This is a genomic window from Pseudomonas sp. 22085 (genome assembly GCF_052045815.1).
In the GTDB taxonomy this organism is placed as follows: domain Bacteria; phylum Pseudomonadota; class Gammaproteobacteria; order Pseudomonadales; family Pseudomonadaceae; genus Aquipseudomonas; species Aquipseudomonas glycinae.
Window position 1 is genome coordinate 243,266 of record NZ_JBQEQA010000007.1, and the last position, 26,300, is coordinate 269,565.

Genomic DNA, 26,300 nt, shown 5'->3' on the forward strand with positions numbered 1-26,300 from the left:
AATGCAGCCCGGGACGCTCCGCGTCCCAAAAGCGGACGCAGAGCGTCCATTGAGGCATTCCCACGCGGAGCGTGGGAACGATCATCAGCCGCGATCATTGTGAGCCTTGGCGATTCGCATACATCCGACACTCCGCCAGCAACGCCAGCAAATTCGGATCCCGCTCCTTGGCCTTCAAAAACACCACCCCGATGTGCTGCTGCAACCGGTACTTCTCCTGCAACGGAATCAGCTTCACCCGGTTCTCGTACACCGCCGCGATCCTCCCCGGCAGCAATGCATAACCGACCCCGGAGCTGACCATGCTCAGCAGGGTGAAGATGTCGTTGACCTGCATCGCCACCTTCGGCTCGAACCCCGCCTGCCTGAACACCCGAATACCGTCCTGATGGGTGGCGAAGCCTTGGGTGAGGGTGATGAAGGTTTCGTCGCGCACCTCCGCCAGGTCCACTTCGCTGCGTTGGGCGAAGCGCGAATCGGCCGGGGTGGCGAGGAAGATGTCGTCGGAAAACAGCGGAATCTGCTCGCAGTCCGGGTCGTTGACGGTGTCGTCCAGCGACACCAGGATCGCGTCGACTTCCATGTTTTTCAGCTTGTAGAGCAGGTCGATGTTCGAGCCGAGGATCAGGTCGATATTGAGTTCGCTGCGGCGGATCTTCAGGCCCATGATCAGCTGCGGCACGGTTTTCACCGTCAGCGAATACAACGAGCCGAGCTTGAAGCGTTCAGCCGAGAACCCGGCGGCTTCGCGGGTCAGGCGTACGCTTTCGACCACGTCCTGAATCAGCTTCTGCGCCCGCTCCTCGAGCACGTAGGCGCTTTCCAGCGGCGTCAGGTTGCGCCCTTCGTGCTTGAACAGCGGACAGCGCAGGGCGCTTTCCAGCGAATGGATCGCGCGGTGCACGCTGACGTTGCTGGTCTGCAGCTCGGCGGCGGCGCGGGCGAGGTTGCCGGTACGCATGAAGGCGAGGAACACCTCGAGTTTCTTCAGGGTCAATTCTTCGTCGATCAGCATGGCGCGGACTCTTCTTGGTATCGCTCGATTGTGCCCAAATATCAGGACAGGTGCCTGCCCGTGTTGAACGGAAACATTGCGCTTTTACGCTCAAGGCCCGAGCCTTGCGCGCTGCGGTAAATGAAATCGAGGTGTGCGACACATGTATCACGGAGAAAAACTGAACGCCTGGACGCATCTGGTCGGGGCGGTAGCGGCGTTTGTCGGGGGCGTCTGGATGCTGGTGATTGCCAGCCTCGACGGCAGCCCGTGGAAGATCGTCAGCGTGGCGATTTACGCCTTCACCTTGCTGGTGCTCTACAGCGCGTCCACCGTGTACCACAGCGTGCGCGGGCGCAAGAAAGCGATCATGAAGAAGGTCGATCACTTTTCGATCTACTTGCTGATCGCCGGCAGTTACACGCCGTTCTGCCTGGTGACGCTGCGCGGGCCGTGGGGCTGGACGTTGTTCGGGATTGTCTGGGGGCTGGCGCTGATCGGCATCCTGCAGGAGATCAAGCCGCGCTCGGAGGCGCGGATCCTGTCGATCGTGATCTACGCGGTGATGGGCTGGATCGTGCTGGTGGCGGTCAAACCGTTGATCGCGGCGCTGGGGACGGCGGGGTTTGCCTGGCTGGCGTCGGGCGGCGTGCTGTACACCGTGGGGATCATCTTCTTCGCCCTCGACCATCGGTTGCGGCATGCCCACGGGATCTGGCATCTGTTCGTGATCGCCGGGAGCCTGCTGCATTTTGTGGCGATTTTGTTTTACGTCCTTTAGAACAGCCCCAAATCCTGTGGGAACGGGCTTGCCCGCGATGACGGAGTGTCAGTCACTCAGGTTGATGGGGCCACCGCAATCGCTGGCAAGCCAGCTCCCACAGGGACCAGGGTTTGCAGTTGTATCTGTGCGCGACTGCTGAATATCTGCAATAGATCGCCGAGGGTATGCGGCGGTGGTTCGGTGGCGCGGGTCACCGCGTACAGCGTGATCGGCAGCGGCGGGGCGAGAGGGCGGATTACGGTGCTGGTCGGCGAAGCTCCGAGTGCCGTGAACGGATCGATCACCGCCACCCCGGCGCCGGACTCCACCATCGCACGCGCCAGAGAGTACGTCTGTACCGCGATCCGCACACGCGGCGGCGGTTCGACCGCTTCGAGATAACTGTCGAGGCGCGCGGCCAGTGGATCGGCGCTGGACAGCCCGATCAGCGGTGCTCCCGCCAACGCCATCAGCGGCAAGGGCTGACCGGCGTCTTCCTCCGGCCAGTAACCTCTCGGCGCCAATGCCACCAGAACCCCCGAAGCCAATGCCTGGGCCTTCAGCCCCGGATGATCCGGCAACTGCAACGTCAGCGCCACGTCCACTTCGCGCATCAGCAGGTTCTGCATCAGCTCGCGGCTGTGGGCGCTCGACAGTTCGCAGGCGATGTCCGGGAACTGCGCCGTCCATTGCCGGATCGCCGGCGGCAGCAACGACAGCGCCAGAGCCGGGGTCGCGCCGATCCGCAGGCTGTGGCCGGGTTCGCGGCGCAGGCTCTGGGCCAGACGCCGCACGCCTTGCAGGCTTTCGGTGACCTTGTCGACTTCGCGCTCCAGCTCCAGCGCTTCCGGGGTCGCCTGCAACTTTCCGCGCACCCGCAGAAACAACGGAAAGCCCAACTGCTGTTCGGCGTGCTGCAGCACCTTGGTCACCGCCGGTTGCGAGACGTGCAGCAACTGCGCAGCGGCGCTCACCGAGCCGGTCTGGCGAATGGCCTGGAAAATCTCGATATGACGAAGGCGCATGACGATCCCATAACCTTTGTTTATAGGTTTGGCATCTTTATTCATTGTTCGGCGCCTGTCACCTCACCCTAACCTCGGCCTCGTCTTCAAGAACGATTAAGGACGGACATGGCTCAGCGTGTGTGCATCATCGGCGGCGGCGTGATCGGGCTGGCAACGGCCTGGGCGCTGGTGCGCGACGGCTTCGAGGTGACGGTGGTCGAGGCGCGGCAGTCGCTGGGCAGCGAAACCAGTTTCGCCAACGGCGGCCAGTTGTCCTACCGCTACGTTGCACCGCTGGCTGATGCCGGCGTGCCGTTGCAGGCGATCGGCTGGATGCTGCGCGGCGATTCACCGCTCAAGTTGCGCCCGCGCCTGGATCCGGCGCAGTGGCGCTGGATGGCCTCGTTTCTCGCCGCGTGCCGCACCTCGGTCAACCGTGAAAACGCCGCGCATCTGTTGCGTCTGGCGCTGTTCAGCCAGCGCACCCTGAAACGCTGGCGCGAGGACGACGGACTCGCCGGCTTCAACTGGCGGCGCAACGGCAAACTGGTGAGCTTCCGCCATGCCGCCAGCTTCGACCATGCACGCAAGGGCCTGGCCGATCCACAGCACCAGCAAGTGTTGTCCGCCGCCGAATGTGCGCAGCTGGAACCGGCATTGACCGATGCGCCGTTTGTGGGCGCGATCTACACGCCGGATGAAGAAGTCGGCGACTGTCATGGCTTCTGCCAGCAGTTGGCGGCGCGCTTGAAGGCGTCGGGTCGCTGCGAGTTTCGCCTTGGTCAGGCAGTCACCGGCATTCGCCACAGCCACGGCGCGGTAACGGCCATTGAACTTGGCGACGAAACCCTGCCGGTCGAACAACTGGTGATCGCCGCCGGCCATCGCAGCCCGTTACTCGCGCTGCCCGGCCTGCGCCTGCCGCTGTATCCGCTGAAGGGCTACAGCCTGACCGTGCCGATCGGCAACGAGCACCGGGCGCCGGACGTGAGCATCACCGACTACGACCGCAAGATCGTCTACGCGCGTATCGGCGAACAACTGCGCGTGGCGGCAATGGTCGACATCGTCGGTTTCGACCCGGCGGTGGACCCCGAGCGACTGGCGCTGATCAAGCGTCAGGCCCGTGACACCTTTCCCGACGCAGGCAACTACGATGCGGCCGTCGAATGGGCCGGCATGCGCCCGGCCACCCCCACCGGCGTTCCGCTGCTGGGCGCCACCGCGTATCGCAATCTGTGGCTCAACCTCGGCCACGGCGCGCTGGGTTTCACCCTGGCCTGCGGCAGCGGGCAGTTGCTCAGCGAACTGATTGGCGAGCAGCGCACATCCATTGATCTGCACGGGTTCAATCCCCGTGCGGCGTGACGGTTTCTGCTAAAACACCTCACCCACAACGGAGAATAACAATGCAAAAAATCACGTTGCTCGGCTGCACTCTGGCGCTGGTTTTCGGCGCTCAGGCGCAGGCCAATGAAGTGCCGCTGACCGGTACGCTCGGCAAGATTGCCAGCACCAACAGCATCACCCTGGGTTATCGCGATGCGTCGGTGCCGTTCTCGTATGTGGGCGATCACACCGGGCAGCCGATGGGGTATTCGGTGGAGCTTGCGGGCAAGATCGTCGAGCGCATCAGGCAGCAACTGGCGCTGCCGGAGCTGAAGGTGAAGTACAACCTGGTGACCTCGCAGACGCGGATTCCGCTGGTACAGAACGGCACGGTCGACCTTGAATGCGGCTCCACCGGGGTAACCGCCGAACGGCAGAAGCAGGTCGCGTTCTCCTACGGTTTCATTTACGTCAAAGGGCAGCTGCTGACCGCCAGGGACAGCGGCATCCACAGCTTCGATGACCTTCGCGGCAAGAACGTGGTGACCACCGCCGGCACCACCAACGAGCGCTATCTGAAGAGCTACAACCTCGACCACAAACTGAACATGTTCGTGATCAGTGCCAAGGATCACGGCGAGGCGTTCCAGATGCTGCAATCGGGACGTGCGGCGGCGTTCTACATGGACGATGCGCTACTTTACGGCGAGCGGGCCAAGGCGCGCGATCCGCACAATTGGGTCGTGGTGGGGGAGGAGCAGTCGCGGGAAATCTACAGCTGCATGGTGCGCAAGGATGATCCGCAATTCCTCGCGCTGGTCAACGGTGTGCTGGCCGACCTGTACAGCTCTGGGGAGATCAACGGGATCTACCGCAAGTGGTTCGAACAGCCGATCCCGCCGAAGGGCCTGAACCTTGAGTTCCCGATGACCAGCGAACTCAAGGCAATCATCGCCAGACCAACCAGTGATCCGGTGCAGTGACGGGTTAGAAGTCACCCCACAGTTGCTGCGCCACCGCCAGTGCCACAACCGGCGCGGTCTCGGTGCGCAGCACGCGCGGGCCGAGGCGGGCGGCGTGGAAACCGTTGGCCTTGGCTTGCTCGACTTCGGTGTCGGACAGGCCGCCTTCGGGGCCGATCAGGAACGCCAGGGTCGATGGTTTGGCATGGCTGACCAGCGGCTCGGCCACCGGGTGCAGCACCAGTTTCAGCTCGGCTTCGGTCTGCTTCAGCCAGTCAGCCAGCAACAGTGGTGGATGAATCACCGGTACTCGCGAACGACCGCATTGCTCGCAAGCGCTGATCGCCACCTGACGCCAGTGCAGCAGGCGTTTGTCGGCGCGTTCGTCCTTGAGGCGGACTTCGCAGCGTTCACTGAAGATCGGGGTGATTTCAGTCACGCCCAGTTCGGTGGCTTTCTGGATTGCCCAGTCCATCCGCTCGCCCCGGGACAGGCCCTGGCCGAGGTGGATGTGCAGCGGCGATTCGACCTGACCGGCGAACTGCTCGTCGATCTGCACCACCACGCGTTTCTTGCCGACCTCCACCAGCGATCCGCGAAACTCGTGGCCGGAACCGTCGAACAACTGCACCGCATCGCCCTCGGCCATGCGCAGCACGCGGCTGATGTAATGCGCCTGGGCTTCCGGCAGTTCGTGTTCGCCGGTGCTCAGCGGGGCGTCGATAAAGAAGCGGGACAGTCTCATTTCGGGTCTCTCTGATTAGATCGTTCCCACGCTCCGCGTGGGAATGCAGCCCGGGACGCTCTGCGTCCCAAGAGCGGACGCAGAGCGTCCTGTGAGGCGTTCCCACGCAGAGCATGGGAACGAGCCGTCAACTTAAGTGTTTGGATCAGCCCGGATCACGAAACCCGGGATGGAAATCCTTCGGCACTGCCACGCTGACGCTGTCGCGGGTGGCGATGTCGATGCCTTCGCTGGCGACTTCGGCAAGAAAGTCGATCTGCTCCGGGGTGATCACGTACGGCGGCAGGAAATACACCACGCTGCCCAGCGGGCGCAGCAACGCGCCACGCTCCAGCGCATGCTGGAACACCTTCAGACCGCGACGTTCCTGCCACGGATAAGCCTCTTTCGTGGCTTTGTCCTTGACCATCTCGATCGCCAGCACCATGCCGGTCTGACGGACTTCCGAAACATTCGGATGATCCACCAGGTGCGCCGTCGCCGAAGCCATGCGCTGCGCCAGCGCCCGGTTGTTCTCGATCACGTTGTCCTGTTCGAAAATATCCAGGGTCGCCAACGCCGCCGCACACGCCAGCGGGTTGCCGGTGTAGCTGTGGGAATGCAGGAAGGCGCGCAGGGTCGGGTAGTCGTCGTAGAACGCGCTGTACACCTCGTCGGTGGTCAGGCACGCGGCCAACGGCAGATAGCCACCGGTCAGGGCTTTCGACAGACACAGGAAGTCCGGGCGGATGCCGGCCTGTTCGCAGGCGAACATGGTCCCGGTGCGGCCGAAGCCGACGGCGATTTCGTCGTGGATCAGGTGCACGCCGTAACGGTCGCAAGCTTCGCGCAACAGCTTGAGGTACGCCGGGTGGTACATGCGCATGCCGCCCGCGCCCTGGATCAGCGGCTCGACGATCACCGCAGCGACGCTGTCGTGATTCTCGGCCAGCGTCTGCTCCATCGCCGCGAACATATTGCGCGAGTGTTCTTCCCAGCTCATGCCCTGCGGGCGCAGGTAGCAATCCGGGCTCGGCACCTTGATGGTGTCCATCAGCAGGGCTTTGTAGGTTTCGGTGAACAACGGCACGTCACCGACCGCCATCGCCGCCATGGTTTCGCCGTGGTAGCTGTTGGTCAGGGTGACGAAGCGTTTCTTGTTCGGCTGGCCGCGGTTGAGCCAGTAGTGAAAGCTCATTTTCAGCGCGACTTCGATGCAGGACGAGCCGTTATCGGCGTAGAACACTCGGTTCAGACCTTCCGGCGTCATCTTCACCAGTCGCTCGGACAACTCGATTACCGGCTGATGGCTGAAACCGGCCAGAATCACGTGTTCCAGCTGATCGACCTGATCCTTGATGCGCTGGTTGATGCGCGGGTTGGCGTGGCCGAACACGTTGACCCACCAGGAGCTGACCGCGTCCAGATAACGCTTGCCTTCGAAGTCTTCCAGCCAGACGCCTTCACCGCGCTTGATCGGGATCAGCGGCAGCTGTTCGTGGTCTTTCATCTGGGTGCAGGGATGCCACAGCACCGCGAGATCGCGTTGCATCCACTGGTTGTTCAGGCCCATGTTCAGTCTCCTCGAGGCGGCTCGCGTCAGGCGCGGGCAAACAATCGCGCAAGCCTATGCAATGCGTCGCGCCGGAACAACCCATTGTGTCGATTGAGCTACTTTGTATGGGCCGATAGACGTCGCTGGCGGCGTTTTGATGGCTGACGTATTCTTCGCGGTTCTTTGGGTCGTCTGACCCGCAAAACTGCTTTTTCCTACGTGTATTTCCGGAGTTCGCTGAATGTCTGTCGGTTGGCTGCGCGCCTGTGCGCTGGTGGTGTTGGGGCTGTTCAGCGTTACGGCGCTGGCCAAGGATAAAACCGCAATCGTGATCGGCGGCGGCCTGTCGGGCCTGACGGCGGCTTACGAACTGCAGAACAAGGGCTGGCAGGTCACGCTGCTCGAAGCCAAACCGAGCCTGGGCGGTCGTTCGGGCATGGCCACCAGCGAGTGGATCGGCAACGACAAGACTCAACCGGTGCTGAACAAGTACGTTTCGACGTTCAAGCTGAGCACCACGCCGGCGCCTGAATTCGTTCGGACCCCGGGTTACCTGATCGATGGCGAGTATTTCTCCGCCGCCGACCTGACCACCAAACAACCTGCCACGGCCGAAGCGTTGAAGCGCTACGAGAAAACCCGTGACGATCTGGCGCGTTCGATCGACGATCCGCAAAACCCGGCGGCGACCAACACTCTGCACGCCCTCGACCAGATCAACGTCTCGAGCTGGCTCGACAAGCAGAACCTGCCGGCCACCGCGCGTCAGTTGATCAACCAGGATATCCGCACCCACTACGACGAGCCTTCGCGCCTGTCGCTGCTGTACTTTGCGCAGCAGAGCCGGGTGTACCGCGGCGTGTCCGACCGTGACCTGCGCGCTTCGCGTCTGGTCGGTGGCAGCCCGGTGCTGGCCCAGGCCTTCGTCAAGCAGCTGAAAACCATCAAGACCAACTCGCCAGTATCTGCCATCACTCAGGACAAGGACGGCGTAACCGTCAAGGTCGGCAGCGTCGGCTACCAGGCCGATTATGTAGTGCTGGCGGTGCCGTTGCGCGCCCTCAACAAGATCCAGCTGACCCCGGCGCTGGACGCCCAGCACTTGGCTGCGATCAAGGGCACCAACTACGGCTGGCGTGACCAGATCATGCTGAAGTTCAAGACGCCGGTGTGGGAAAGCAAGGCGCGGATGTCCGGCGAGATCTACAGCAACACCGGCCTTGGCATGTTGTGGATCGAGCCGGCCCTGAAGGGCGGCGCCAACGTGGTGATCAACCTGTCCGGCGACAACGCTCGCGTCATGCAGGCCTTCGGCGACAAGCAGATGGTCGATCAGGTGCTGATCCGTCTGCACGCGTTTTATCCACAGGCCCGTGGCGCATTCACCGGTTATGAAATCCGTCGCTACAGCACCGACCCGTCGACCGGCGGTTCCTACCTCGCCTTCGGCCCTGGCCAGATCAGCAAATTCTGGCGCCTGTGGGAGCGTCCGCTGCAGCGCGTAGCGTTTGCCGGTGAACACACCGACACCTTGTACCCGGGCACCCTGGAAGGCGCACTGCGCACCGGCCAGCGCGCGGCCAGTCAGGTTGAAGACCTGGCGGCGGGCAAATCCTTCGAACCGGTCAAGGTCGGCCCGGCAGCGGCCACCGCCGCAGCAGCGGGTGCGGGCGCGGCAGTAGCGGCAAAGAAAGGCAACTTCTTCACCAACCTGTTCGGCGGTTCGGACGACGACAAGAAGCCAGAGCCAGTGAAAGCACCAGAGCCGGCACCCGCTCCAGCCGCTCCAGCGCCTGCACCGACCCCGACCCCGACCCCGACCCCGGCTCCTGCGCCAGCTCCGGTGGAAGCACCGAAGCCAGCGACCCCGGTGAAAGCCGAGCCGGCGAAAAAAGCGGCAGCCAAGCCAGCAGCGAAGAAACCTGCGGCGAAGGCCGAGGCGAAAAAAGCCCCCGCCAAACCTGCAGTGAAAAAGGCTGAGCCGGCGAAGAAGCCAGCGGCCAAACCGGCGGCAAGCACCGAGACCAAAGCGCAGTAAGGCTTTGCGGTGAATGAAAAAGCGCGGCTTTCAGGCCGCGCTTTTTTATGGATCAACCATTTTGGTTAATCTGCCCTAGGTTGGGCTTCAAGCTCCATCGGATAAGAGCCGAGGAGACAGTTCAGCGCTTTTCTTTGTGCTGAGCAGATGGAGCTGATGAAGAAGAATGCTGCTGAGGAGATGCTTTGAGTGCCTCTTGCTTCCAAGAAGGCCATTGCTCAACAGTACGGCGAGATTCCGCTAAATGGTTGAGAAACTCTTCTTTAGTGGGCGTCATTTTGGCTTTCCTCTAGGTACCTTGATAGGAGGGTTGCAGCTATGGTTTCGCGTTCAATGTACGAGCAAGGCAGCATTTGGGTGCGTAATTTAGCATCGGACTCATTCCAGTCAAGAGCCTGACCATCCTCGGATTTTCTGGTTACTGGATAGCCACTACCGAGATTAGTGGAGAATAGGTTGAAAAAGCTTCGTGGGCCAACTCCGATAAACGGTGCAAATACAACGTTGTTGCTTCTCTGATTTAGTGATATGGAATCTGAGTGGAAATCCAGTGCCTTGCTTTTCGGGTATGGCTCAACATATACGACTCTCTTGATTCCAGCCGCAACGATATGCTTTGCGCAATTGTGGCAGGGAAACGTTGTGCAGTATAAGTCGCTGCCTGATGTGCTAATGCCCAATCTTGAGCTTGAAAGAAGTGCCTCCATTTCTGCATGAACAACTCTTCCATATTCGGTGATGTCTTTTATTTTGCTGCCCTTGATCAAGGGCTTTAGTTTTTCTTTGTATTCCTCTGGGATTACTTCAAGAATGCTGTCAATGATCAATTTTTTCTGTGTGGCGTTAGAGTCTTCTCCTCTCATGTAGTCACGCCCATCCTTTGCGTCGACGATTTCCTGGGTAACGTCGTCTACTTCAGGCCAGTACAGCCCTCCGTGTGCTTTTGGTACATCGTTAGCTCCAGTCGAGACGATGCACCTGTCTTTTGTTAGAACCGCACCCACCTGCCTAGAAAGATCAGCAGATCTTAGTGAGGCTGAGAAGGCCATGAACATTGCGTATTCATCGAATGTAGGCGTAACGTAGGGTTTGCCAAAAAGCAGATCAAAAACTCGCCATATCTGTTTTTTCAATGAGTCGGAGTTGCCGTTGTAGTCGATGAAGAAGTCGGATAGGTGATAGGTGTCTTTCGTGTGCTGCCCATAGTCATCACGTTCATCTGCATCTCTGTCGATTAATTTAGAGGCTTGCTCTTCTGGAATCGATTTTTCTTTTGTCAGATAGTCATGTCGTCTTGTGTGGTCAGCGTGGACACCAATCAAGAAAAAACCGTTCGAGTATATTTTTCGTAGTCTTTGTACTTCGGCTGGATTTTTCAGTGAGTTGATAATAAAAGCTTTTCTGCGCAAGGCCTCTTGCTTTCCTCGTAGGAAGTTGATCCTGGCAGCAGCCCCGAGAGCAAGTATTGAGTTGTCTTTACTGTTTTTTCTAAGATTGTTTCCTTCCTCCATAAAGGAACTGATCCTGCCAAATTCATCTGTGCTTGAAAGTGGGGAACCCAATGTAGAGATTATATCTGTAGATATTTTTATACTTTCTGTCGTGTAGTTGAATTTAGACAGGCGTTCGTTTATGAGCCTTGCAATTTCGTTTAAGTTGGTGCCAATCGTCCCAACCAGACCGATAACCAACTCAGAGTCAGAGTAGGAGTCATCGAGAAAATATGCGCCTGTCTCTGTCGAGCTTGTAGATAACTCAGCGAAAGCAGCTTCTACCTCTATCGAGGTTCGTTCGATGTGTAGGTGTTCCGAATCAGTGCCGCTGATCAGCAATCCTTCAACAAGTAGTCTTAATTGTTCGGCGGATCTCGGGTTTCCTTGAAATGTGATACTCCCCGTTGAGGGGAACCAATTCATGATCCCCTTACTATTAGCTCTGAATTGATATTGGTTTGGATTGACGACTCTCCATTCTCCAGCATGCCGGAGAGAGCTTAATTTTTGTTTTAATTCTTCGAGTTCGCCGTCAAAACGCATCTTTTTTCCCTGTGTTGAATTGCGGTCCGTTAGGCATTGTTCCGGCTTCTGGACGATGGACTTACGTTTGCCTCACCTGAGAGTAGTAGCCACCCTGTCGTAGGTCCAGATGCGAAAGCCCCTTCGAATTTTTGGTTCCGATGGTTAAAAAAATCGCATAGATACAGTCCTGCTATCCCACTCAACTCGCTTTGAGTGCCTAAATGAATTGAGGATATTTCTGACGAGCGACTACCTCAGAGGGTGGCGGGTTTGTATGATTTTTCTCGCTAAGACGTGTGATTCTGCTATGGGTTAATCTTTCCTTAACGCGACGGTCAGAAGCTCTTGATCGTATTTCTCGATATTTCAAAGCGAAATTTTCCGCTTTAATTCGATAGATAACTCGCTAGTCTTGGTTCGCAGTTCTCACAGGATTTGGGCAATGCAGCTACGTAACTCTTCTTCGCGCTACGGTTGGGTCAGCATCTTCATGCACTGGGGTGTGGCGCTGGCGGTCTTCGGGCTGTTCGCGCTGGGTCTGTGGATGGTGGGGCTGGATTACTACAGCACCTGGCGCAAAGACGCGCCGGATCTGCACAAGAGCATCGGTCTGGTGCTGTTGGCTGTGATGGTGTTGCGGGTGTTGTGGCGCTTTGTCAGCCCACCGCCGCCAACGCTCCAGAGCTACAGCCGCATGACCCGCATCGGCGCCAAGTTCGGCCATGGGTTTCTCTACCTTGCGCTGTTCGCCGTGATGATTGCCGGTTACCTGATTTCCACCGCAGACGGTGTCGGGATTCCGGTGTTTGGCCTGTTTGAAGTTCCTGCACTGGTTTCCGGACTACCGGATCAGGCAGATACCGCCGGTGTGATTCATCTGTACCTGGCATGGGCGCTGGTAATTTTTTCCGGCCTTCATGCGTTGGCAGCATTGAAGCACCACTTTATCGATCGTGATGCGACCCTGACACGAATGCTGGGACGCAAAGCCTGATGTTCCACCTCGACTCCAAAGGAAAACAAAGCATGTTGAAAAAGACTCTGGCCGCTCTGGCAATCGGCTCTGCCGTCCTGTCCGCCAATGTGATGGCCGCTGACTACGTAGTCGACGAAGAAGGCCAGCACGCCTTCGTCGACTTCAAGATCAGCCACCTGGGCTACAGCTACATCACCGGTACCTTCAAGGACATCAGCGGCAAGTTCAGCTTCGACGCCGCCAAGCCTGAAGACAGCAAGATCGAGTTCGACGTGAAGACCGCCAGCGTGTTCACCAACCACGCCGAGCGTGACAAGCACATCTCCAGCAAAGACTTCCTGGACGTGGGCAAATACGCTGATGCCAAGTTCGTCTCCACCAGCGTCAAGTCCACCGGCAAGAACGCCGATGGCAAAGACACTGCCGACGTGACCGGTGACCTGACCCTGCACGGCGTGACCAAGCCGATCGTGGTCAAGGCCACTTTCCTGGGTGAAGGCAAGGATCCATGGGGCGGCTACCGTGCGGGCTTCGAAGGCACTACCAGCATCAAGCGTTCTGATTTCGGCAAGATGATGGACCTGGGTCCACAGTCTGACAAAGTCGACCTGTACATCTCGTTCGAAGGTGTCAAAGCGAAGTAATTTTCGCCGGCCATACAAAAACGCCCCCGGTCTTGCGATCGGGGGCGTTTTTTATTGCCTGCCGCCACTTTCGTTTCAGCGGCGCACAAAAAATGCCCCGGTTTTCAGGCCGGGGCATTTTTCATTGCAGTCGAAAACTCAGCGATTGCGGGTCAGCAAGGCCGGTTTTTCACCGCGTGGACGGCTTGGCAGTTGATCCAGTTGCTCAGGCGTCGGGAAGCGGTCGGCTTTCGATTCCTTGTGCATGATCTTCGGCCCGCTGCTGCGCGGGTTCTGCACGGCCGGTTCAGCGCGTTGCTGATCATCACGGGCCGGGCGGCGGTTGCGCGAGTTTTCGTCGCGGCGACCTTGGCCGTCACGCGGTGCACCGTTGCGTGGGCCACTGCGTTTGCCTGGCGGCGTGCCGGTGCTCGAGCCGTTGCTGTTACGCGGGCCGTTCTGGCGACCTTGCGACTGACCGCCGCGGGGTGCGCCTGAACCTGCGCCTTGCGCCGGAGCGCCTGGACGACGGTTGCGACCACCGGTCGGAGCCTGCTTCGGCACGTAGTCGACGCGGTTACCGAAGTTATCGATATCGTCGTCGAGGAACTCGTCCGGAGCGCGATCAGCAGCGGCGCGTGGCGGCTGGCTTGGCTGGCGTTGTTCGCGGGCCGGGGTGCCTTCGCGCGGCTTCTGTTGACGGGCTGGACGCTCGCCACGTTCGCCGGCCGGTTTTTCCTTGCCCTTGTCTTTGCCTTTGTCTTTACGACCGCCGCCACCGCCGCCGCCATTCGGGCCGTCACCGCTTGGGCCGCGGGCATTGCGCGGGTTGCGCATGTCCGGACGCTCGCGAACTTCAGGCTTCTCGGCCTCGATGGTACTGGCATCGAAGCCCATCAGGTCGCCGTCGGCGATTTTCTGCTTGGTCATGCGCTCGATGCTTTTCAGCAGTTTTTCTTCGTCCGGTGCGACCAGCGAGATCGCCTCGCCCGAACGACCGGCCCGGCCGGTACGGCCGATACGGTGGACGTAGTCTTCATCGACGTTCGGCAGTTCGAAGTTGACCACGTGTGGCAACTGGTCGATGTCCAGACCGCGTGCCGCGATGTCGGTGGCAACCAGAATGCGCACTTCACCGGCCTTGAAGTCGGCCAGGGCTTTGGTGCGGGCGTTCTGGCTCTTGTTGCCGTGGATCGCCACAGCCGGCAGGCCGTGTTTGTCCAGGTACTCGGCCAGACGGTTGGCGCCGTGCTTGGTGCGGGTGAACACCAGCACCTGTTCCCACGCGCCAGCGGTGATCAGGTGGGCCAGCAGCGCACGCTTGTGGCTGGCCGGCAGACGGAAGACGCGTTGTTCGATGCGCTCGACCGTGGTGTTCGGCGGCGTCACTTCGATGCGTTCCGGGTTGTGCAGCAGTTTGCCGGCAAGATCCGTGATGTCTTTGGAGAAGGTCGCCGAGAACAGCAGGTTCTGGCGCTTGGCCGGCAGACGGGCGAGGACTTTCTTCACGTCGTGGACGAAGCCCATGTCGAGCATGCGGTCGGCTTCGTCGAGCACGAGGATTTCGACATGGGACAGATCGACACTGCCCTGGCCGCACAGGTCGAGCAGACGACCGGGGCACGCCACCAGAACGTCAACGCCACGGGACATGGCCTGAACCTGCGGATTCATGCCGACGCCGCCGAAGATGCACGCGCTGACGAATTTCAGGTCACGGGCGTAGATCTTGAAACTGTCGTGAACCTGCGCCGCGAGTTCGCGGGTAGGGGTCAGCACCAGCACGCGCGGTTGGCGCGGGCCGTGACGCTGGGATTTGTCCGGGTGACCGTTGGGGAACAGCCGCTCCAGGATCGGAAGGGCGAAACCGCCGGTTTTACCAGTACCTGTCTGAGCCGCAACCATCAGGTCGCGACCTTGCAACACGGCGGGAATGGCCCGCTGTTGCACCGGAGTAGGCTCGGTATAGCCCGCGTCTTCGATAGCGCGGACCAAAGCCTCGGAGAGACCGAGGGAAGCAAAGGACATGAGTAATCCTGTTTTAGTTAGGGCTTGGCCCAATGGGAGTCTTGCCTGGCGCGAATGGCGTTTAAGAGGACGCAATCCCGTCCGGTCCTGCTGCGGTTCCGAAGGCACGTCCGGAGCGCTCGCGCGGGCTGAAAAGCTGCGCTGTAGCGGGTCGGGAGGCCTGTTACGGTTCCGGGCGTCCGGGCGTGAGCCTGGCGGGAACGCCGGAGTATAACAGAGCAATCACTGCGCGCCGCTTTCCTGCTGCTCAACGGTTTTGCCGCTGGCGGTGGCGGTGCCCAGTGGCGCCGTCAGGGCGGGGGCCGCGCCGTAGCGGGCACTGAGCTCGGTATAGGCCGGTTCGCGCTTGAAACGCTTGAGCTCGGCACCGAAGCGCTGCACCAGCAAATCCATCCCGGCGTTGCGCCGCACGGCCAGAAACTGGCTCTGGCGGCTGATGACGGTCGGGTTCTCAGTGATCTTGTCGCGAATGCCCAGTTCATCGAGCAAATGCTGACCCACGCGGCGATCGGTGATCAGCAGGTCGATGCGCCCGCGCACCAGTTTGCCGAAGTTGGCTTCGTGGGTCGGGGCCGGTTCCCGAGTGAACAGGGTCGATTCGCGAAAGTCGGGGCTGTACAGATAGCCCGGTGAGGTGCCGATGGTCAGACCCTTGAGGTCTTCGAGGCTGCGAAAAGGGTGCGGGCGGTCGTTGGCATAGAACATCACGAATTCGACGTCCGACAACGGTTCGCTCGGGTAGAGCAGGGTGGCGTCGCGCTCGTCGCTGTGAAAGATATCCAGCGCGCCGTCGGCCTGGCCGGTTTCGAGCATCGACAGGCAGCGTTTCCACGGCAAAAACTGCCATTCGACTTCGATGCCCAAACGCTTGAACACGATGGCGGTGGTTTCGTAGTCCAGGCCGAGGTTCTTGCCGTCTTGTTCATAGACGTACGGCGCCCACGGTTCGGTGACGATACGCAGCTTCTCGCCCCGAGCGGCAAAGCTCAGGCAAGCAAAAACCAGCACGGCGAATAACTGCGTGATCAAAGGCATGGCTTGAGATTACGACGAGAAACCGGAAAGAGCCAGAAAGTGGCCGCAGAAGCTCTGTTTCGGGCGTTAAAAGCAAAAGATCGCAGCGGCGAAAGCGCTGTAGGCACTGTCGTGGCTGCGATCTTCTGGTTCTGCGTTTACGTCTTTTTAGCGCGGCAGCTTCAGGTTGTTCCAGATTGCCAGGCTCGGTTCGGCCTGGTTCATGGAATAGAAGTGCAGGCCGGGCGCGCCGCCTTGCAGCAGGCGTTCGCACATATCGGTGACAACTTGCTCACCGAAGCGCTGAATGCTCTGGCTGTCATCGCCGTAGGCTTCCAGCTGCTTGCGGATCCAGCGCGGGATTTCCGCACCGCAGGCATCGGAGAAACGCGCGAGTTTGCTGTAGTTGGTGATCGGCATGATCCCCGGCACCACCGGAATGTCCACGCCCAGCGCCTGCAAACGGTCGACGAAGTAGAAGTAGCTGTCGGCGTTGAAGAAGTACTGGGTGATCGCGCTGTCGGCGCCGGCACGGGCCTTGCGCACGAAGTTGGCGAGATCGTCTTCGTAGTTGCGCGCCTGTGGATGCATCTCCGGGTAGGCGGCGACTTCGATGTGGAAATGATTGCCGGTTTCTTCACGAATGAATTCAACCAGTTCATTGGCGTGACGCAGCTCGCCGCTGGTCATGCCCATGCCGGACGGCAGGTCACCGCGCAGGGCGACGATGCGCTTGATGCCGGCAGCCTTGTACTCGTTCAGCAGGCCGCGCAGGTCGTCCTTGCTGTCGCCGACGCACGACAGGTGCGGTGCGGCGGGGATTTTGACTTCGCTCTCCAGCTGCAGAACGGTGTTCAGCGTGCGGTCACGGGTCGAACCGCCCGCGCCGTAGGTGCAGGAAAAGAAGTCAGGGTTGTAGGTGGCCAGCTGACGGGCAGTGGCGAGCAGTTTTTCATGCCCAGCATCGGTCTTGGTCGGGAAGAACTCGAAGCTGTAGCGACGGTCTTGGGACATGGAGGAAGCCTCCAGTTACGAGCGGCAAGCTACAAGCTGCGAGAGAAGCGGTGGTGCGCTGATCTATCGAGCGTGAAACCGGCTGCCTGAAACTGTTTTGAAATAGGGGCAGAGCTTTCAAGCTTCGTACGGCAAGTCCGGCTTTTGACCTTGCTTGCCGCTTGAAGCTTGAAGCTCGCAGCTGCTCTTAGTAGCGGTAAGCGTGCGGCTTGAACGGGCCTTCGACGGTCACGCCGATGTAGTCAGCCTGTTGCTTGGTCAGTTGAGTGACCACGCCGCCGAAGCCGCGAACCATTTCCAGGGCCACTTCTTCGTCGAGTTTCTTCGGCAGAACTTCAACGGTCAGGCGCTCGGCTTTCTGGGCTGGCGACAGGTCGGCGTACTTTTGGCCGAACAGGAAGATCTGCGCCAGAACCTGGTTGGCGAACGAACCGTCCATGATGCGGCTTGGGTGACCGGTAGCGTTGCCCAGGTTCACCAGACGGCCTTCGGCCAGCAGGATCAGGTAGTCGTCGTTCTGTGGATCGAACGAGCCAGCGCCGGTACGGTGGATCTTGTGTACCTGTGGCTTCACTTCTTCCCATGCCCAGTTCTTGCGCATGAAAGCGGTGTCGATTTCATTGTCGAAGTGACCGATGTTGCAGACAACGGCGCGCTTCTTCAGGGCTTTGAGCATGTTTGCGTCGCAAACGTTGACGTTACCGGTGGTGGTCACGATCAGGTCGATCTTGCCCAGCAGCGCTTTGTCGATGCTCGCTTCGGTGCCGTCGTTGATACCGTCGATGAACGGCGAAACCAGTTCGAAACCGTCCATGCAGGCTTGCATGGCGCAGATCGGGTCGACTTCGGAGACTTTGACGATCATGCCTTCCTGACGCAGGGACTGGGCCGAGCCCTTGCCCACGTCACCGTAACCGATGACCAGCGCTTGCTTGCCGGATAGCAGGTGGTCGGTACCACGCTTGATCGCATCGTTCAGGCTGTGACGGCAGCCGTACTTGTTGTCGTTCTTGGACTTGGTCACCGAGTCGTTGACGTTGATGGCCGGGATCTTCAGCTCGCCCTTGGCCAGCATGTCCAGCAGACGGTGCACGCCGGTGGTGGTTTCTTCGGTCACGCCGTGAACACGGTCCAGAACCTGTGGGTATTTCTTGTGCAGCAGCTCGGTCAGGTCGCCGCCGTCGTCGAGGATCATGTTGGCGTCCCATGGCTGGCCATCTTTCAGGATGGTCTGCTCCAGGCACCACTCGTACTCTTCTTCAGTCTCGCCTTTCCAGGCGAAAACCGGGATGCCGGCAGCGGCGATGGAAGCGGCGGCCTGATCCTGAGTCGAGAAGATGTTGCAGGACGACCAGCGCACTTCGGCACCCAGGGCAACCAGGGTTTCGATCAGCACGGCGGTCTGAATGGTCATGTGGATGCAGCCGAGGATTTTTGCGCCTTTCAAAGGCTGCTCGGAAGCGTACTTGCGACGCAGACCCATCAGGGCCGGCATTTCCGACTCGGCGATGATGGTTTCGCGACGACCCCAGGCAGCCAGGGACATGTCGGCAACTTTGTAATCGTTAAAATCTGCAGGCGTGATAACAGCGCTCATGAAGAGCCTCCATTCGTAATGTATGCGAATGGGCGCCGTTGTGCGTTTAGTGTCCGGCCTCAGCCGGTCAACGCCCCATCCGAGCCTGACAGGTTGAACCTGCTGCAGCGCCCCTCGGACAGGTGGCGGGAAAACGGTACCAAGTGAAGGTTACCGTTTTGAAACGGGGGCGATTATAGCCGTCTAGACTGATCTTCCAAAGGGTTTCTGTCGGCCAGATGAAGATCGCCAATCGCGACCATAGTAGATGCCTCATGGAGCATGACCGCTCAGTCTGCCAAGATGGCGCCATCATTCGGCAAGACGCTCAGGAGTGAAGATGAATTTCCACACCCGCAAGTGGGTAAAACCCGAAGACCTCAACCCCAACGGCACCCTGTTCGGCGGCAGCCTGCTGCGCTGGATCGACGAAGAAGCGGCGATCTACGCCATCGTGCAACTGGGCAACCAGCGCGTGGTGACCAAGTACATTTCCGAAATCAACTTCGTCAGCGCCTCGCGCCAGGGCGACATCATCGAACTGGGCATCACCGCCACCGAGTTCGGCCGCACCTCGATCACCCTGACCTGTGAAGTGCGCAACAAGATCACCCGCAAGAGCATCCTGACCGTCGAGAAAATGGTCTTCGTCAACCTCGGCGAAGACGGCTTGCCGGCGCCGCACGGGCGAACCGAGATCAGGTATGTCAAAGACCAGTTCAAGGATGACGTGCCCGTTACCGAGTAATCGCGTCACACCGGCGAACGGAAGCCGAGCGGCGCGTGTCGTAGCCTTATGACCCCGCCACCGGTTTCCCGCCATGACCACACCAACAGACGGCAAGACCCCCGATCTCTCGGCCAAGGAACAGCACGAAGTCGAGAAAAACCAGCCGCCCCGCGCGGCGGTTCTGCATGAAATCATCCGCAAACAGGGCGACCAGGAACTGGAGCGCAGCATCGCCGCGTTGTGGTGGTCGGCGCTCGCGGCCGGGCTGACCATGGGCCTGTCGCTGATGGGCATGGGCCTGCTCAACTCGCGTCTGCCCGAGGGCGACGAATTCAAGGTGATTGCCAGCTTCGGCTACTGCGCAGGCTTTCTCGCGGTGATCCTCGCCCGCCAGCAACTGTTCACCGAAAACACCCTGACTGCTGTGCTGCCGGTGATGACCAAACCGACCCTGGCCAATTTCGGCCGGTTGATCCGGCTCTGGACGGTGGTGCTGTTCGGCAACCTGTGCGGGACGATTCTGGTGGCCTACGTGATGCTCGAACTGCCGATCTTCGACAGCAAGACTGACGTAGCCTTCCTCGAAATCGGCCGCAAGGTCATGGAAAACCATGCGAGTCAGATGTTCGCCAAGGGCATTGTCTCGGGCTGGATGATCGCCACCATGGTCTGGATGATTCCGTCCATGGAGAGCGCGAAGATGTGGATCATCATCCTCATCACCTATCTGATGGCACTGGGCGATTTCACTCACATCGTGGTGGGGTCGGCGGAGGTGTCGTATCTGGTGTTTGCCGGCGAGTTGCCGTGGAGTGACTTCTGGGCGGTGTTTGCCGGGCCGACCCTGGCGGGGAACATCATCGGCGGCAGTTTCATCTTCGCCCTGATCAGTCATGCGCAGATTCGCAGTGAAAGCGGAGCTCCGAAAGAAACGGACGGGCCGAAAGAGTCTGCGGATCAGGCCGAAAAGCCCGATCCGCAGCAGATCAAGAAATGATCAGTGGTGCACGGGCTCGGCAGCGCTCGCCGGCTCGTCGCGCGTTGCGTGCTTGACCAGTTTGCCGATGGTCAGGCCCTGCAACAGGATCGATGACAGCACCACGATGTAGGTGATGCTCAGCAGCAGATCGCGCTCCGGGCCCAACGGCAGGGCCAGGGCCAGTGCCACCGACACACCGCCGCGCAAACCACCCCAGGTCAGAATCCGGATAGTGCCGCGCGGCACGGTGCGCCAGCGCCGCAGCAAGACGATGGCCGGGGCCACGGTGAGCAGGCGCGACAGCAGAATCGCCAGCGCCAGCAGGCTTGCCGCCGCCACGTGCAGCCAGTTGAACGGCAGCAGCAACAGCTCCATCCCGATCAGCGCGAACAGCAGGGCGTTGAGCATGTCGTCGAGCAATTCCCAGAAACCGTCCAGGTATTTGCGGGTCATGTCGTTCATCGCCAGGTTGCGACCGAGGTTACCGATGATCAGACCGGCGACCACCATCGCAATCGGCGCCGAGACGTGCAGTTCGGTAGCCATCGCCGAACCGCCGATCACCAGCGCCAGGGTCAGCATGACTTCGATCTGGTGCTGCTCGATGCTCTTGATCATCAGGTACACCAGATAACCGATCAGCCCGCCGAACAGCACGCCGCCGATGGCTTCATGGGCAAACAGCATGGCCGTGGCGCCGACGGTCGGGGTTTCGCCCAGTTGCGCGATGCCCAGCAACACAGTGAACACCACCACGGCGGTGCCGTCGTTGAACAGCGATTCGCCGACGATGGTGGTCTTCAGCGGCTTCGAGGCGTTGGCCGTACGCAGCACGCCGAGTACCGCAATCGGGTCGGTCGGGGAAATCAGCGCGCCGAACAACAGGCAGTAAAGGAAGCTCACGTGCCAGCCGAACAGGGCAAAAATGTAGTAGGCGAGGCTGCCGATCACGGCGGTGGCGATCAGTACGCCGAAGGTCGCCAGCAGGCCGATGGGCCAGCGGTAGCTGCGCAGGTCGTTGAGGTTCACGTGCAACGCACCGGCGAACAGCAGGAACGAGAGCATCCAGTTCATCAGCAGATCGCCGAAGTCGATCTGGCCGATCAGTTGCTGTACGCGCTCTTCGAGACCGGGGTAACCGAGCAGGCTCAGGCCTTGCAGCAACAGGGAAAACATCAGTGCGGTAACCATCACGCCGATGGTTGGGGGCAGGCCGATGAAGCGGAAGTTCACAAAGGTGAGGAGGGTGGTGAGGCAGATGAAAGCGGCGACGAGTTCAAGCATCCGGGGTCCTTTGGATGGGGGTGGAAAGACATCGCGCCCGTTCATGGACGCAAGGGTTGGATGGGCTGACGCCGGGTGGGGACACAATTGTGTCCCCCGGGAAAATCAGCCGGACACATTGACCGCAGCGACACCCCGACGTTGCAGGTAGATGAAAAACAGCGCCGTCAGCACCGTTAGCACGCCCACCAGCGCGCCGGTCCACGGCAAGTCCGCCAGATCCGCGCCGCTGGCTACTACCAGTCCACCGATCCACGCGCCGGCGGCATTGCCGAGGTTGAACGCGCTCTGGTTCAGGGTCGAGCCTAGGTTCGGTGCTTCATGCGCCTGATCGATGATCAGCAGTTGCAGGATCGGGCACAGGGCGAAGGCAAAAATTCCCCACAGCACCAGCGTGATCGCCGCGGGAACCACCGAGCGACTGGTCTGGCTGAACGCCGCCAGAATCACCACCACCGTCAGCGCGACACCCACCAGCGACGGCAGCAGACGACTGTCGGCCAGGCGCCCGCCGAGCATGCTGCCGCCGGTCAGGCCGACGCCGAACAACAGCAGCATCACGGTCAATCCGTGAGGGCTGACGCCGGTGATGTCCTGCAGAATCGGCGCGATGTAGGTGAACACGCTGAACAGACTGGTGGAGGCCAGAACGCTCATGCCCAGCGCCAGCAACACGTTGACCTTGCCCAGCACCTTGAACTCGCTGGCGAGGTTGGCCTTGTCCATCGGGATGTGTTTCGGCAACCACAGCCATTGGGCGAGGGCCGCGATCACACCGATCACCGAGACCGCCCAGAAGGTCGAGCGCCAGCCGGCGTACTGACCGAGTGCCGTGCCCAGCGGTACGCCAAGGACGTTGGCCAGGGTCAGGCCGGTGAACATCATGGCAATCGCCTGCGCCCGTTTGTTCGGCGCGACCAGCCCGGCGGCCACTACCGAACCGATGCCGAAGAACGCGCCGTGGCACAGTGCGGTTACGACCCGCGCCGCCATCAACGTTGCGTAGTTCGGCGCCAGCGCGCACAGCACGTTGCCGAGGATGAACATCAGCGTCATGCCCAGCAGCGTGGCCTTGCGCGGCATGTTGGCGGTGCCGATCGCCAGGATCGGCGCACCGAACACTACGCCCAGGGCGTAGCCGGTGATCAACAGGCCGGCGTGGGGAATGCTCACCGCGAGGTCGCGGGCGACATCGGGCAGCAGGCCCATGATGACGAATTCAGTGGTGCCGATGCCAAAAGCGGCAACAGCGAGTGCAAGCAAGGCGAGTGGCATGCGCAAGGTCTCTGTCGGTAGTCTTGACGCTTTGATCAGGCATACGCAGGCCGGCGACCGGTCTCGGACGAGAACGGGGCAGGCAGGAATTATTGGAATTTGTCTGTGCGCAACTGAGTGCGGCGTGGTCGCTTGCAGTATAAACAGCTGCTGACACATCGCGAATCAATAATCTGACTAATTGGCTCAGGTTCAACAACAAGAACAAAGGAGTGGCACGTGCTGGCGACAGCTCTGGTGTTGGTGGCGGCGCTGTTGCACGCAGCGTGGAACACGTTGATCAAGTTCAGCGCCGAACGGCTGCTGGTGGTGGCCTGCATGGACAGCGTGGCGCTGTTGTTCGTGGTGCTGGCGATGCCTTTCATCAGCCTGCCGCCGGCGGAAATCTGGCCGTGGATTCTGGCGTCGGCGGCGTTCGAGCTGCTTTATCGCTATCTGTTGATCCAGGCCTATCGGGTTGGCGACCTGGGGCTGGTCTATCCGTTGATGCGCGGACTGTCGCCGCTGGTGGTACTGGCGCTGACCCTGATCTTCGCCGGCGAGGTGCTGACCACCCAGCAAATCTTCGGGATCCTGCTGATCCCGCTGGGCATGGCTTGCCTGCTCTGGCAGGGCGGCGGCGGGAAACATTTGCCGTGGGCGATGCTGCCGGTAGTGGCGCTGATCGGCTTGTGCATCGGTTGCTACACCTACATCGATGGTCAGGCATTGCGGCGCTGGTCGCATCCGCTGGATTACCTGGTCTGGGTCACGCTGCTCAGTGCCTGGCCATTCCCGTTGCTGGCGGGGGTAGCGAAAAGGCCGGCGTTCAAACTGTTCTGGCGCGAGCAATGGAAGCTGGGGCTGGCGGTCGGATTCTGCGTGTTGTTCAGCTACGCTCTGGTGCTGTGGGCGATGCAGTTGGGCTCGATTGCCGAAGCGGCGGCGTTGCGTGAAATCAGCGTGATCCTGGTGGTGCTGTTCGGCATGCGTTACCTGAAAGAACCTTTCGGCCGGCCGCGGCTCTTAGCCTGTGGGCTGGTGCTGATCGGCATGTTGGTGATGAAGCTCTGACCGCCCGGCAACTCTAAAACTTGAAAGAAGGACAGCGTTATGACGGTGGCTTTGTGGTGTGTGTTGATCGCGATCTTTCTGCCCTATCTGTGCACCGTCGTGGCCAAGGCCTCGGGTGGTTTCAGACTGCGGGACAATCATGATCCCCGGGACTTTCTGGACAGCGTGGATGGTGTGGCGCGCCGTGCCCATGCGGCGCAGCTGAACAGTTTTGAAGTGACGCCGGCGTTTGCGGCGGCGGTGATCGTCGCGCACCTGGTGGGCACGGCAGAGCTGGTGACGGTCAATGTGCTGGCGGTGCTGTTCATCACCAGTCGCCTGCTCTACATCATTTGCTATCTGGCGGACTGGGCGGCTTTGCGCTCGTTGGTCTGGTTCGTCGGGATGGTGCTGATTGCTTCGTTCTTCTTTGTGTCTGTCTGATTCTTGAGCGCTGCTACTGGCCTCTTCGTCGGATCGCCGCCCGGAGCAAGCCCGCTCCCACAGGGTTCTCTGGTGCACACAGGATTTGTGCTCGCTATTGATACCTGTGGGAGCGGCGGTGCGACGATTCGACTTGCCCGCGAAGGCGATAGCTCAAGCGCCGAGGCGCTCAAGGTTTGTCCTTCACCGTGTCGGCGACTTGGGGCACTTGCGGCAACGCCGCACCTTTCGGCCAGAGCATCCAGATCTGCCCTTGCTGCTTCATGTCGCCGGCCAATTGTCCGGCGGCATCACCGGTGCCCCAGAACAGATCCGCACGAACTTCGCCGGCAATCGCGCCGCCGGTGTCCTGTGCCGCAACCGGGCGTACCAACGGCGTGCCGTCCGGGCGGGTGGTCGACAGCCACAGCAGGCTGCCCAGCGGAATGACCTTGCGGTCCACCGCCGCGCTGTAACCAGCGGTCAGCGGCACATTCAGCGAACCGCGCGGGCCTTCGTTGCTGTCCGGGTTGCGGGTGAAGAACACGTAGCTCGGATTGCTCGCCAGCAGTTCCGGAATGCGCGACGGGTTGGCCTTGGCCCAGTTGCTGATCGCGCCCATGGTCACCTCTTCTTTTTTCAGCTCACCCTGTTCCACCAGCCAGCGGCCGATCGGTCGGTACGGGTGACCGTTCTGGTCGGCATAGGCGATGCGCAGCTGGCGACCGTCCTCGGTCTGGATCCGCCCCGAACCCTGAATCTGCAGGAATTGCAGGTTCATCGGATCGGTCAGCCACGCCACGACCGGCGCCTTGACGCCCTGGCTCTCGATGGTCGCCGCGTCGTCGTAAGGCTTGAGCACACGACCTTCGAGGCGTCCGCGCAGACGCTTGCCTTTCAGCTCCGGGTAAATGCTGTCCAGCGACACAGTGATCATGTCTTCGGGCACGCCATACACCGGCACGTTGGCGGTGGCGGTTTGCGTCAGGCTGCCGGGGTACACCGGTTCGTAGTAGCCGGTGATCAGGCCGTTGGGATTGTCGTTCTCGGCGCGCAGGCCGAACACGTCAAGGTTCTGCTTGAGGAAGGTGCGAATGTCGCCAGCGCTCTGCGGCACGTTGGCAGCTGCCGCGCAGGTCGGGCCCCAGACCGGGTCAGCCTTGAGCCGGGTGCAGGCGCTGCGCCAGGAACCGAAACCGGCGACCAGATCGCTATCGGACACCGCCGGCAGGGCTTCCCAGGTGGCGCTGGAGTAGGTGGCCAGGGCGTGGGTTTTCGGCTTGGCGCTGTCGCCACCGGTGCAGCCGGCGAGGATCGCCAGCAGCGGGAGGGTAGCGATGAGCGGATGACGCCAGGCCTTGAAACGGCTGTTCATGGAGAATTTCCTGTGCCGGTTGCAGAAGTGCTCCATGCGCTCAAGCAACCCTTATTGTTAATAGGGCTATTGGTGTTTGGCGGTGACCCGAGGATACTGGCCGCCGATTTCCGTGACCTGAAGCCACCATGACTCTCAAAAGAATTTCTGTTGTATTGCTGGCCTGTCTGAGCTTGTCCGCCTGTGGCGGTGTCGACCCGAATTCCCCGCTGGGTCAGCGCAAGGCGATCTTCAAGCAGATGCTCAAGACCGGTGAAGACCTGGGTGGCATGTTGCGTGGGCGCATCCCGTTCGACGGAGCGAAATTCGCCGAAGGCGCGGTCAAGCTCGATGCGTTGTCCCATGAGCCGTGGAAACATTTTCCGCAGGTGCGCGAAGAGGATCACACCAGCGCCAAGGACGATGTCTGGCAGAAACAGGCCCGTTTCCAGGAGATGGCCCGCACCCTTGAAGCGGCCACCAGTGAACTGGTGATCGCCAGCAAGGTTCAACCCTACAAAGCCAGTAACCTGGGGCCTGCCGTGCAGAAAGTCGAAGATGCCTGCAGTGCCTGCCATAAAGAGTTTCGCGACCACTGATGT

Annotated in this window: 24 protein-coding genes and 1 riboswitch; of the genes, 11 read left to right on the plus strand and 13 right to left on the minus strand. The window is 60.5% G+C overall.

The window, feature by feature from the left end; translation table 11 throughout:
* Nucleotides 1-94 precede the first annotated feature (94 nt).
* On the minus strand, nucleotides 95-1,015 hold the full coding sequence (locus ACTJK7_RS11150; protein ID WP_064380129.1) for a LysR family transcriptional regulator: 921 nt from the start codon (nucleotides 1,013-1,015) through the stop codon (nucleotides 95-97).
* A 142-nt stretch (nucleotides 1,016-1,157) separates the two neighbouring features.
* On the opposite strand from ACTJK7_RS11150, the gene trhA reads away from it, so the two are divergent.
* Complete coding sequence (trhA, locus tag ACTJK7_RS11155; protein ID WP_011336351.1) at nucleotides 1,158-1,775, plus strand: PAQR family membrane homeostasis protein TrhA; 618 nt, start codon at nucleotides 1,158-1,160, stop codon at nucleotides 1,773-1,775.
* Nucleotides 1,776-1,831: 56 nt separating this feature from the next.
* Here trhA and ACTJK7_RS11160 read toward each other — a convergent pair whose 3' ends face one another.
* Nucleotides 1,832-2,782, minus strand: coding sequence for a LysR family transcriptional regulator (locus ACTJK7_RS11160; protein WP_108563460.1), 951 nt, complete (start codon nucleotides 2,780-2,782; stop codon nucleotides 1,832-1,834).
* Between the two features lie 108 nt (nucleotides 2,783-2,890).
* Between ACTJK7_RS11160 and ACTJK7_RS11165 the strand changes: the two genes are divergently transcribed.
* Nucleotides 2,891-4,132 carry a D-amino acid dehydrogenase gene (locus tag ACTJK7_RS11165; RefSeq protein WP_108563459.1) on the plus strand — a complete coding sequence of 414 codons (1,242 nt, stop codon included), beginning with the start codon at nucleotides 2,891-2,893 and terminating at the stop codon, nucleotides 4,130-4,132.
* A gap of 41 nt (nucleotides 4,133-4,173) precedes the next feature.
* The gene (locus ACTJK7_RS11170) at nucleotides 4,174-5,076 is read left to right on the plus strand and encodes a transporter substrate-binding domain-containing protein (protein ID WP_064380133.1); all 903 of its coding nucleotides are present in this window, start codon (nucleotides 4,174-4,176) and stop codon (nucleotides 5,074-5,076) included.
* 4 nt (nucleotides 5,077-5,080) lie between these two features.
* Here the strand turns inward: ACTJK7_RS11170 and ACTJK7_RS11175 are convergent, their stop codons facing one another.
* Both ACTJK7_RS11175 and ACTJK7_RS11180 read right to left on the minus strand, forming a co-directional pair.
* Nucleotides 5,081-5,800 (minus strand): 16S rRNA (uracil(1498)-N(3))-methyltransferase, encoded by a 720-nt coding sequence (locus ACTJK7_RS11175; protein ID WP_108563458.1) that lies wholly within the window; start codon nucleotides 5,798-5,800, stop codon nucleotides 5,081-5,083.
* Between the two features lie 145 nt (nucleotides 5,801-5,945).
* On the minus strand, nucleotides 5,946-7,352 hold the full coding sequence (locus ACTJK7_RS11180) for an adenosylmethionine--8-amino-7-oxononanoate transaminase (protein WP_064380137.1): 1,407 nt from the start codon (nucleotides 7,350-7,352) through the stop codon (nucleotides 5,946-5,948).
* A gap of 223 nt (nucleotides 7,353-7,575) precedes the next feature.
* Between ACTJK7_RS11180 and ACTJK7_RS11185 the strand changes: the two genes are divergently transcribed.
* Nucleotides 7,576-9,372, plus strand: coding sequence for a flavin monoamine oxidase family protein (locus ACTJK7_RS11185; protein ID WP_440779534.1), 1,797 nt, complete (start codon nucleotides 7,576-7,578; stop codon nucleotides 9,370-9,372).
* A 121-nt stretch (nucleotides 9,373-9,493) separates the two neighbouring features.
* Here ACTJK7_RS11185 and ACTJK7_RS11190 read toward each other — a convergent pair whose 3' ends face one another.
* Together ACTJK7_RS11190 and ACTJK7_RS11195 are read right to left on the minus strand one after the other, a co-directional pair.
* Nucleotides 9,494-9,649 carry a hypothetical protein gene (locus ACTJK7_RS11190; RefSeq protein WP_159085231.1) on the minus strand — a complete coding sequence of 52 codons (156 nt, stop codon included), beginning with the start codon at nucleotides 9,647-9,649 and terminating at the stop codon, nucleotides 9,494-9,496.
* A complete protein-coding gene (locus tag ACTJK7_RS11195; protein WP_199912993.1) occupies nucleotides 9,636-11,408 on the minus strand; it encodes an anti-phage dCTP deaminase in 1,773 nt (590 codons plus the stop codon). Before ACTJK7_RS11195 ends, ACTJK7_RS11190 begins: the two co-directional genes overlap by 14 nt.
* Before the next feature lie 424 nt (nucleotides 11,409-11,832).
* Here ACTJK7_RS11195 and ACTJK7_RS11200 point away from each other — a divergent pair, with 424 nt between their 5' ends.
* A complete protein-coding gene (locus ACTJK7_RS11200) occupies nucleotides 11,833-12,384 on the plus strand; it encodes a cytochrome b (protein WP_011336344.1) in 552 nt (183 codons plus the stop codon).
* 32 nt (nucleotides 12,385-12,416) lie between these two features.
* Nucleotides 12,417-13,010, plus strand: a complete 594-nt coding sequence (locus tag ACTJK7_RS11205; RefSeq protein WP_440779536.1) for a YceI family protein — start codon at nucleotides 12,417-12,419, stop codon at nucleotides 13,008-13,010.
* A gap of 138 nt (nucleotides 13,011-13,148) precedes the next feature.
* Here ACTJK7_RS11205 and ACTJK7_RS11210 read toward each other — a convergent pair whose 3' ends face one another.
* From ACTJK7_RS11210 to ahcY, 4 genes are all read right to left on the minus strand, one after another.
* Nucleotides 13,149-15,017, minus strand: coding sequence for a DEAD/DEAH box helicase (locus ACTJK7_RS11210; RefSeq protein WP_440779538.1), 1,869 nt, complete (start codon nucleotides 15,015-15,017; stop codon nucleotides 13,149-13,151).
* A 222-nt stretch (nucleotides 15,018-15,239) separates the two neighbouring features.
* Nucleotides 15,240-16,052: a substrate-binding periplasmic protein gene (locus tag ACTJK7_RS11215; protein ID WP_108563454.1), complete on the minus strand. Its 813-nt coding sequence runs from the start codon at nucleotides 16,050-16,052 to the stop codon at nucleotides 15,240-15,242.
* 147 nt (nucleotides 16,053-16,199) lie between these two features.
* Nucleotides 16,200-17,045 (minus strand): methylenetetrahydrofolate reductase [NAD(P)H], encoded by an 846-nt coding sequence (metF, locus tag ACTJK7_RS11220; protein ID WP_064380144.1) that lies wholly within the window; start codon nucleotides 17,043-17,045, stop codon nucleotides 16,200-16,202.
* A 187-nt stretch (nucleotides 17,046-17,232) separates the two neighbouring features.
* Complete coding sequence (ahcY, locus tag ACTJK7_RS11225) at nucleotides 17,233-18,642, minus strand: adenosylhomocysteinase (RefSeq protein WP_039767963.1); 1,410 nt, start codon at nucleotides 18,640-18,642, stop codon at nucleotides 17,233-17,235.
* A 23-nt stretch (nucleotides 18,643-18,665) separates the two neighbouring features.
* Nucleotides 18,666-18,764: riboswitch (S-adenosyl-L-homocysteine riboswitch) on the minus strand.
* A gap of 197 nt (nucleotides 18,765-18,961) precedes the next feature.
* Here ahcY and ACTJK7_RS11230 point away from each other — a divergent pair.
* Nucleotides 18,962-19,369, plus strand: a complete 408-nt coding sequence (locus tag ACTJK7_RS11230; protein WP_011336338.1) for an acyl-CoA thioesterase — start codon at nucleotides 18,962-18,964, stop codon at nucleotides 19,367-19,369.
* Between the two features lie 73 nt (nucleotides 19,370-19,442).
* Nucleotides 19,443-20,348 carry a formate/nitrite transporter family protein gene (locus ACTJK7_RS11235; RefSeq protein ID WP_323151014.1) on the plus strand — a complete coding sequence of 302 codons (906 nt, stop codon included), beginning with the start codon at nucleotides 19,443-19,445 and terminating at the stop codon, nucleotides 20,346-20,348.
* Here the strand turns inward: ACTJK7_RS11235 and ACTJK7_RS11240 are convergent, their stop codons facing one another.
* Nucleotides 20,349-21,614: a cation:proton antiporter gene (locus ACTJK7_RS11240; RefSeq protein WP_085746667.1), complete on the minus strand. Its 1,266-nt coding sequence runs from the start codon at nucleotides 21,612-21,614 to the stop codon at nucleotides 20,349-20,351.
* 105 nt (nucleotides 21,615-21,719) lie between these two features.
* On the minus strand, nucleotides 21,720-22,889 hold the full coding sequence (locus ACTJK7_RS11245) for an MFS transporter (RefSeq protein ID WP_440779539.1): 1,170 nt from the start codon (nucleotides 22,887-22,889) through the stop codon (nucleotides 21,720-21,722).
* A gap of 219 nt (nucleotides 22,890-23,108) precedes the next feature.
* Here ACTJK7_RS11245 and ACTJK7_RS11250 point away from each other — a divergent pair, with 219 nt between their 5' ends.
* Nucleotides 23,109-23,942 carry an EamA family transporter gene (locus tag ACTJK7_RS11250; protein ID WP_323151015.1) on the plus strand — a complete coding sequence of 278 codons (834 nt, stop codon included), beginning with the start codon at nucleotides 23,109-23,111 and terminating at the stop codon, nucleotides 23,940-23,942.
* 39 nt (nucleotides 23,943-23,981) lie between these two features.
* Nucleotides 23,982-24,365 (plus strand): MAPEG family protein, encoded by a 384-nt coding sequence (locus ACTJK7_RS11255; protein ID WP_085746665.1) that lies wholly within the window; start codon nucleotides 23,982-23,984, stop codon nucleotides 24,363-24,365.
* A 169-nt stretch (nucleotides 24,366-24,534) separates the two neighbouring features.
* Here ACTJK7_RS11255 and mltA read toward each other — a convergent pair whose 3' ends face one another.
* Nucleotides 24,535-25,719 carry a murein transglycosylase A gene (gene mltA, locus ACTJK7_RS11260; RefSeq protein WP_440779540.1) on the minus strand — a complete coding sequence of 395 codons (1,185 nt, stop codon included), beginning with the start codon at nucleotides 25,717-25,719 and terminating at the stop codon, nucleotides 24,535-24,537.
* A 128-nt stretch (nucleotides 25,720-25,847) separates the two neighbouring features.
* Between mltA and ACTJK7_RS11265 the strand changes: the two genes are divergently transcribed.
* Entirely contained in the window at nucleotides 25,848-26,297 is a 450-nt protein-coding gene (locus tag ACTJK7_RS11265; RefSeq protein WP_440779542.1) for a c-type cytochrome, read from the plus strand.
* Nucleotides 26,298-26,300: the final 3 nt, after the last annotated feature.

Excerpts from the sequence above, each read along its gene's own strand:
- ACTJK7_RS11150 (WP_064380129.1), bottom strand. The coding sequence starts at position 1,015 with ATGCTGATCGACGAAGAATTGACCCTGAAGAAACTCGAGGTGTTCCTC.
- trhA (WP_011336351.1), top strand. The coding sequence starts at position 1,158 with ATGTATCACGGAGAAAAACTGAACGCCTGGACGCATCTGGTCGGGGCG.
- ACTJK7_RS11160 (WP_108563460.1), bottom strand. The coding sequence starts at position 2,782 with ATGCGCCTTCGTCATATCGAGATTTTCCAGGCCATTCGCCAGACCGGC.
- ACTJK7_RS11165 (WP_108563459.1), top strand. The coding sequence starts at position 2,891 with ATGGCTCAGCGTGTGTGCATCATCGGCGGCGGCGTGATCGGGCTGGCA.
- ACTJK7_RS11170 (WP_064380133.1), top strand. The coding sequence starts at position 4,174 with ATGCAAAAAATCACGTTGCTCGGCTGCACTCTGGCGCTGGTTTTCGGC.
- ACTJK7_RS11175 (WP_108563458.1), bottom strand. The coding sequence starts at position 5,800 with ATGAGACTGTCCCGCTTCTTTATCGACGCCCCGCTGAGCACCGGCGAA.
- ACTJK7_RS11180 (WP_064380137.1), bottom strand. The coding sequence starts at position 7,352 with ATGGGCCTGAACAACCAGTGGATGCAACGCGATCTCGCGGTGCTGTGG.
- ACTJK7_RS11185 (WP_440779534.1), top strand. The coding sequence starts at position 7,576 with ATGTCTGTCGGTTGGCTGCGCGCCTGTGCGCTGGTGGTGTTGGGGCTG.
- ACTJK7_RS11190 (WP_159085231.1), bottom strand. The coding sequence starts at position 9,649 with ATGACGCCCACTAAAGAAGAGTTTCTCAACCATTTAGCGGAATCTCGC.
- ACTJK7_RS11195 (WP_199912993.1), bottom strand. The coding sequence starts at position 11,408 with ATGCGTTTTGACGGCGAACTCGAAGAATTAAAACAAAAATTAAGCTCT.
- ACTJK7_RS11200 (WP_011336344.1), top strand. The coding sequence starts at position 11,833 with ATGCAGCTACGTAACTCTTCTTCGCGCTACGGTTGGGTCAGCATCTTC.
- ACTJK7_RS11205 (WP_440779536.1), top strand. The coding sequence starts at position 12,417 with ATGTTGAAAAAGACTCTGGCCGCTCTGGCAATCGGCTCTGCCGTCCTG.
- ACTJK7_RS11210 (WP_440779538.1), bottom strand. The coding sequence starts at position 15,017 with ATGTCCTTTGCTTCCCTCGGTCTCTCCGAGGCTTTGGTCCGCGCTATC.
- ACTJK7_RS11215 (WP_108563454.1), bottom strand. The coding sequence starts at position 16,052 with ATGCCTTTGATCACGCAGTTATTCGCCGTGCTGGTTTTTGCTTGCCTG.
- metF (WP_064380144.1), bottom strand. The coding sequence starts at position 17,045 with ATGTCCCAAGACCGTCGCTACAGCTTCGAGTTCTTCCCGACCAAGACC.
- ahcY (WP_039767963.1), bottom strand. The coding sequence starts at position 18,642 with ATGAGCGCTGTTATCACGCCTGCAGATTTTAACGATTACAAAGTTGCC.
- ACTJK7_RS11230 (WP_011336338.1), top strand. The coding sequence starts at position 18,962 with ATGAATTTCCACACCCGCAAGTGGGTAAAACCCGAAGACCTCAACCCC.
- ACTJK7_RS11235 (WP_323151014.1), top strand. The coding sequence starts at position 19,443 with ATGACCACACCAACAGACGGCAAGACCCCCGATCTCTCGGCCAAGGAA.
- ACTJK7_RS11240 (WP_085746667.1), bottom strand. The coding sequence starts at position 21,614 with ATGCTTGAACTCGTCGCCGCTTTCATCTGCCTCACCACCCTCCTCACC.
- ACTJK7_RS11245 (WP_440779539.1), bottom strand. The coding sequence starts at position 22,889 with ATGCCACTCGCCTTGCTTGCACTCGCTGTTGCCGCTTTTGGCATCGGC.
- ACTJK7_RS11255 (WP_085746665.1), top strand. The coding sequence starts at position 23,982 with ATGACGGTGGCTTTGTGGTGTGTGTTGATCGCGATCTTTCTGCCCTAT.
- mltA (WP_440779540.1), bottom strand. The coding sequence starts at position 25,719 with ATGAACAGCCGTTTCAAGGCCTGGCGTCATCCGCTCATCGCTACCCTC.
- ACTJK7_RS11265 (WP_440779542.1), top strand. The coding sequence starts at position 25,848 with ATGACTCTCAAAAGAATTTCTGTTGTATTGCTGGCCTGTCTGAGCTTG.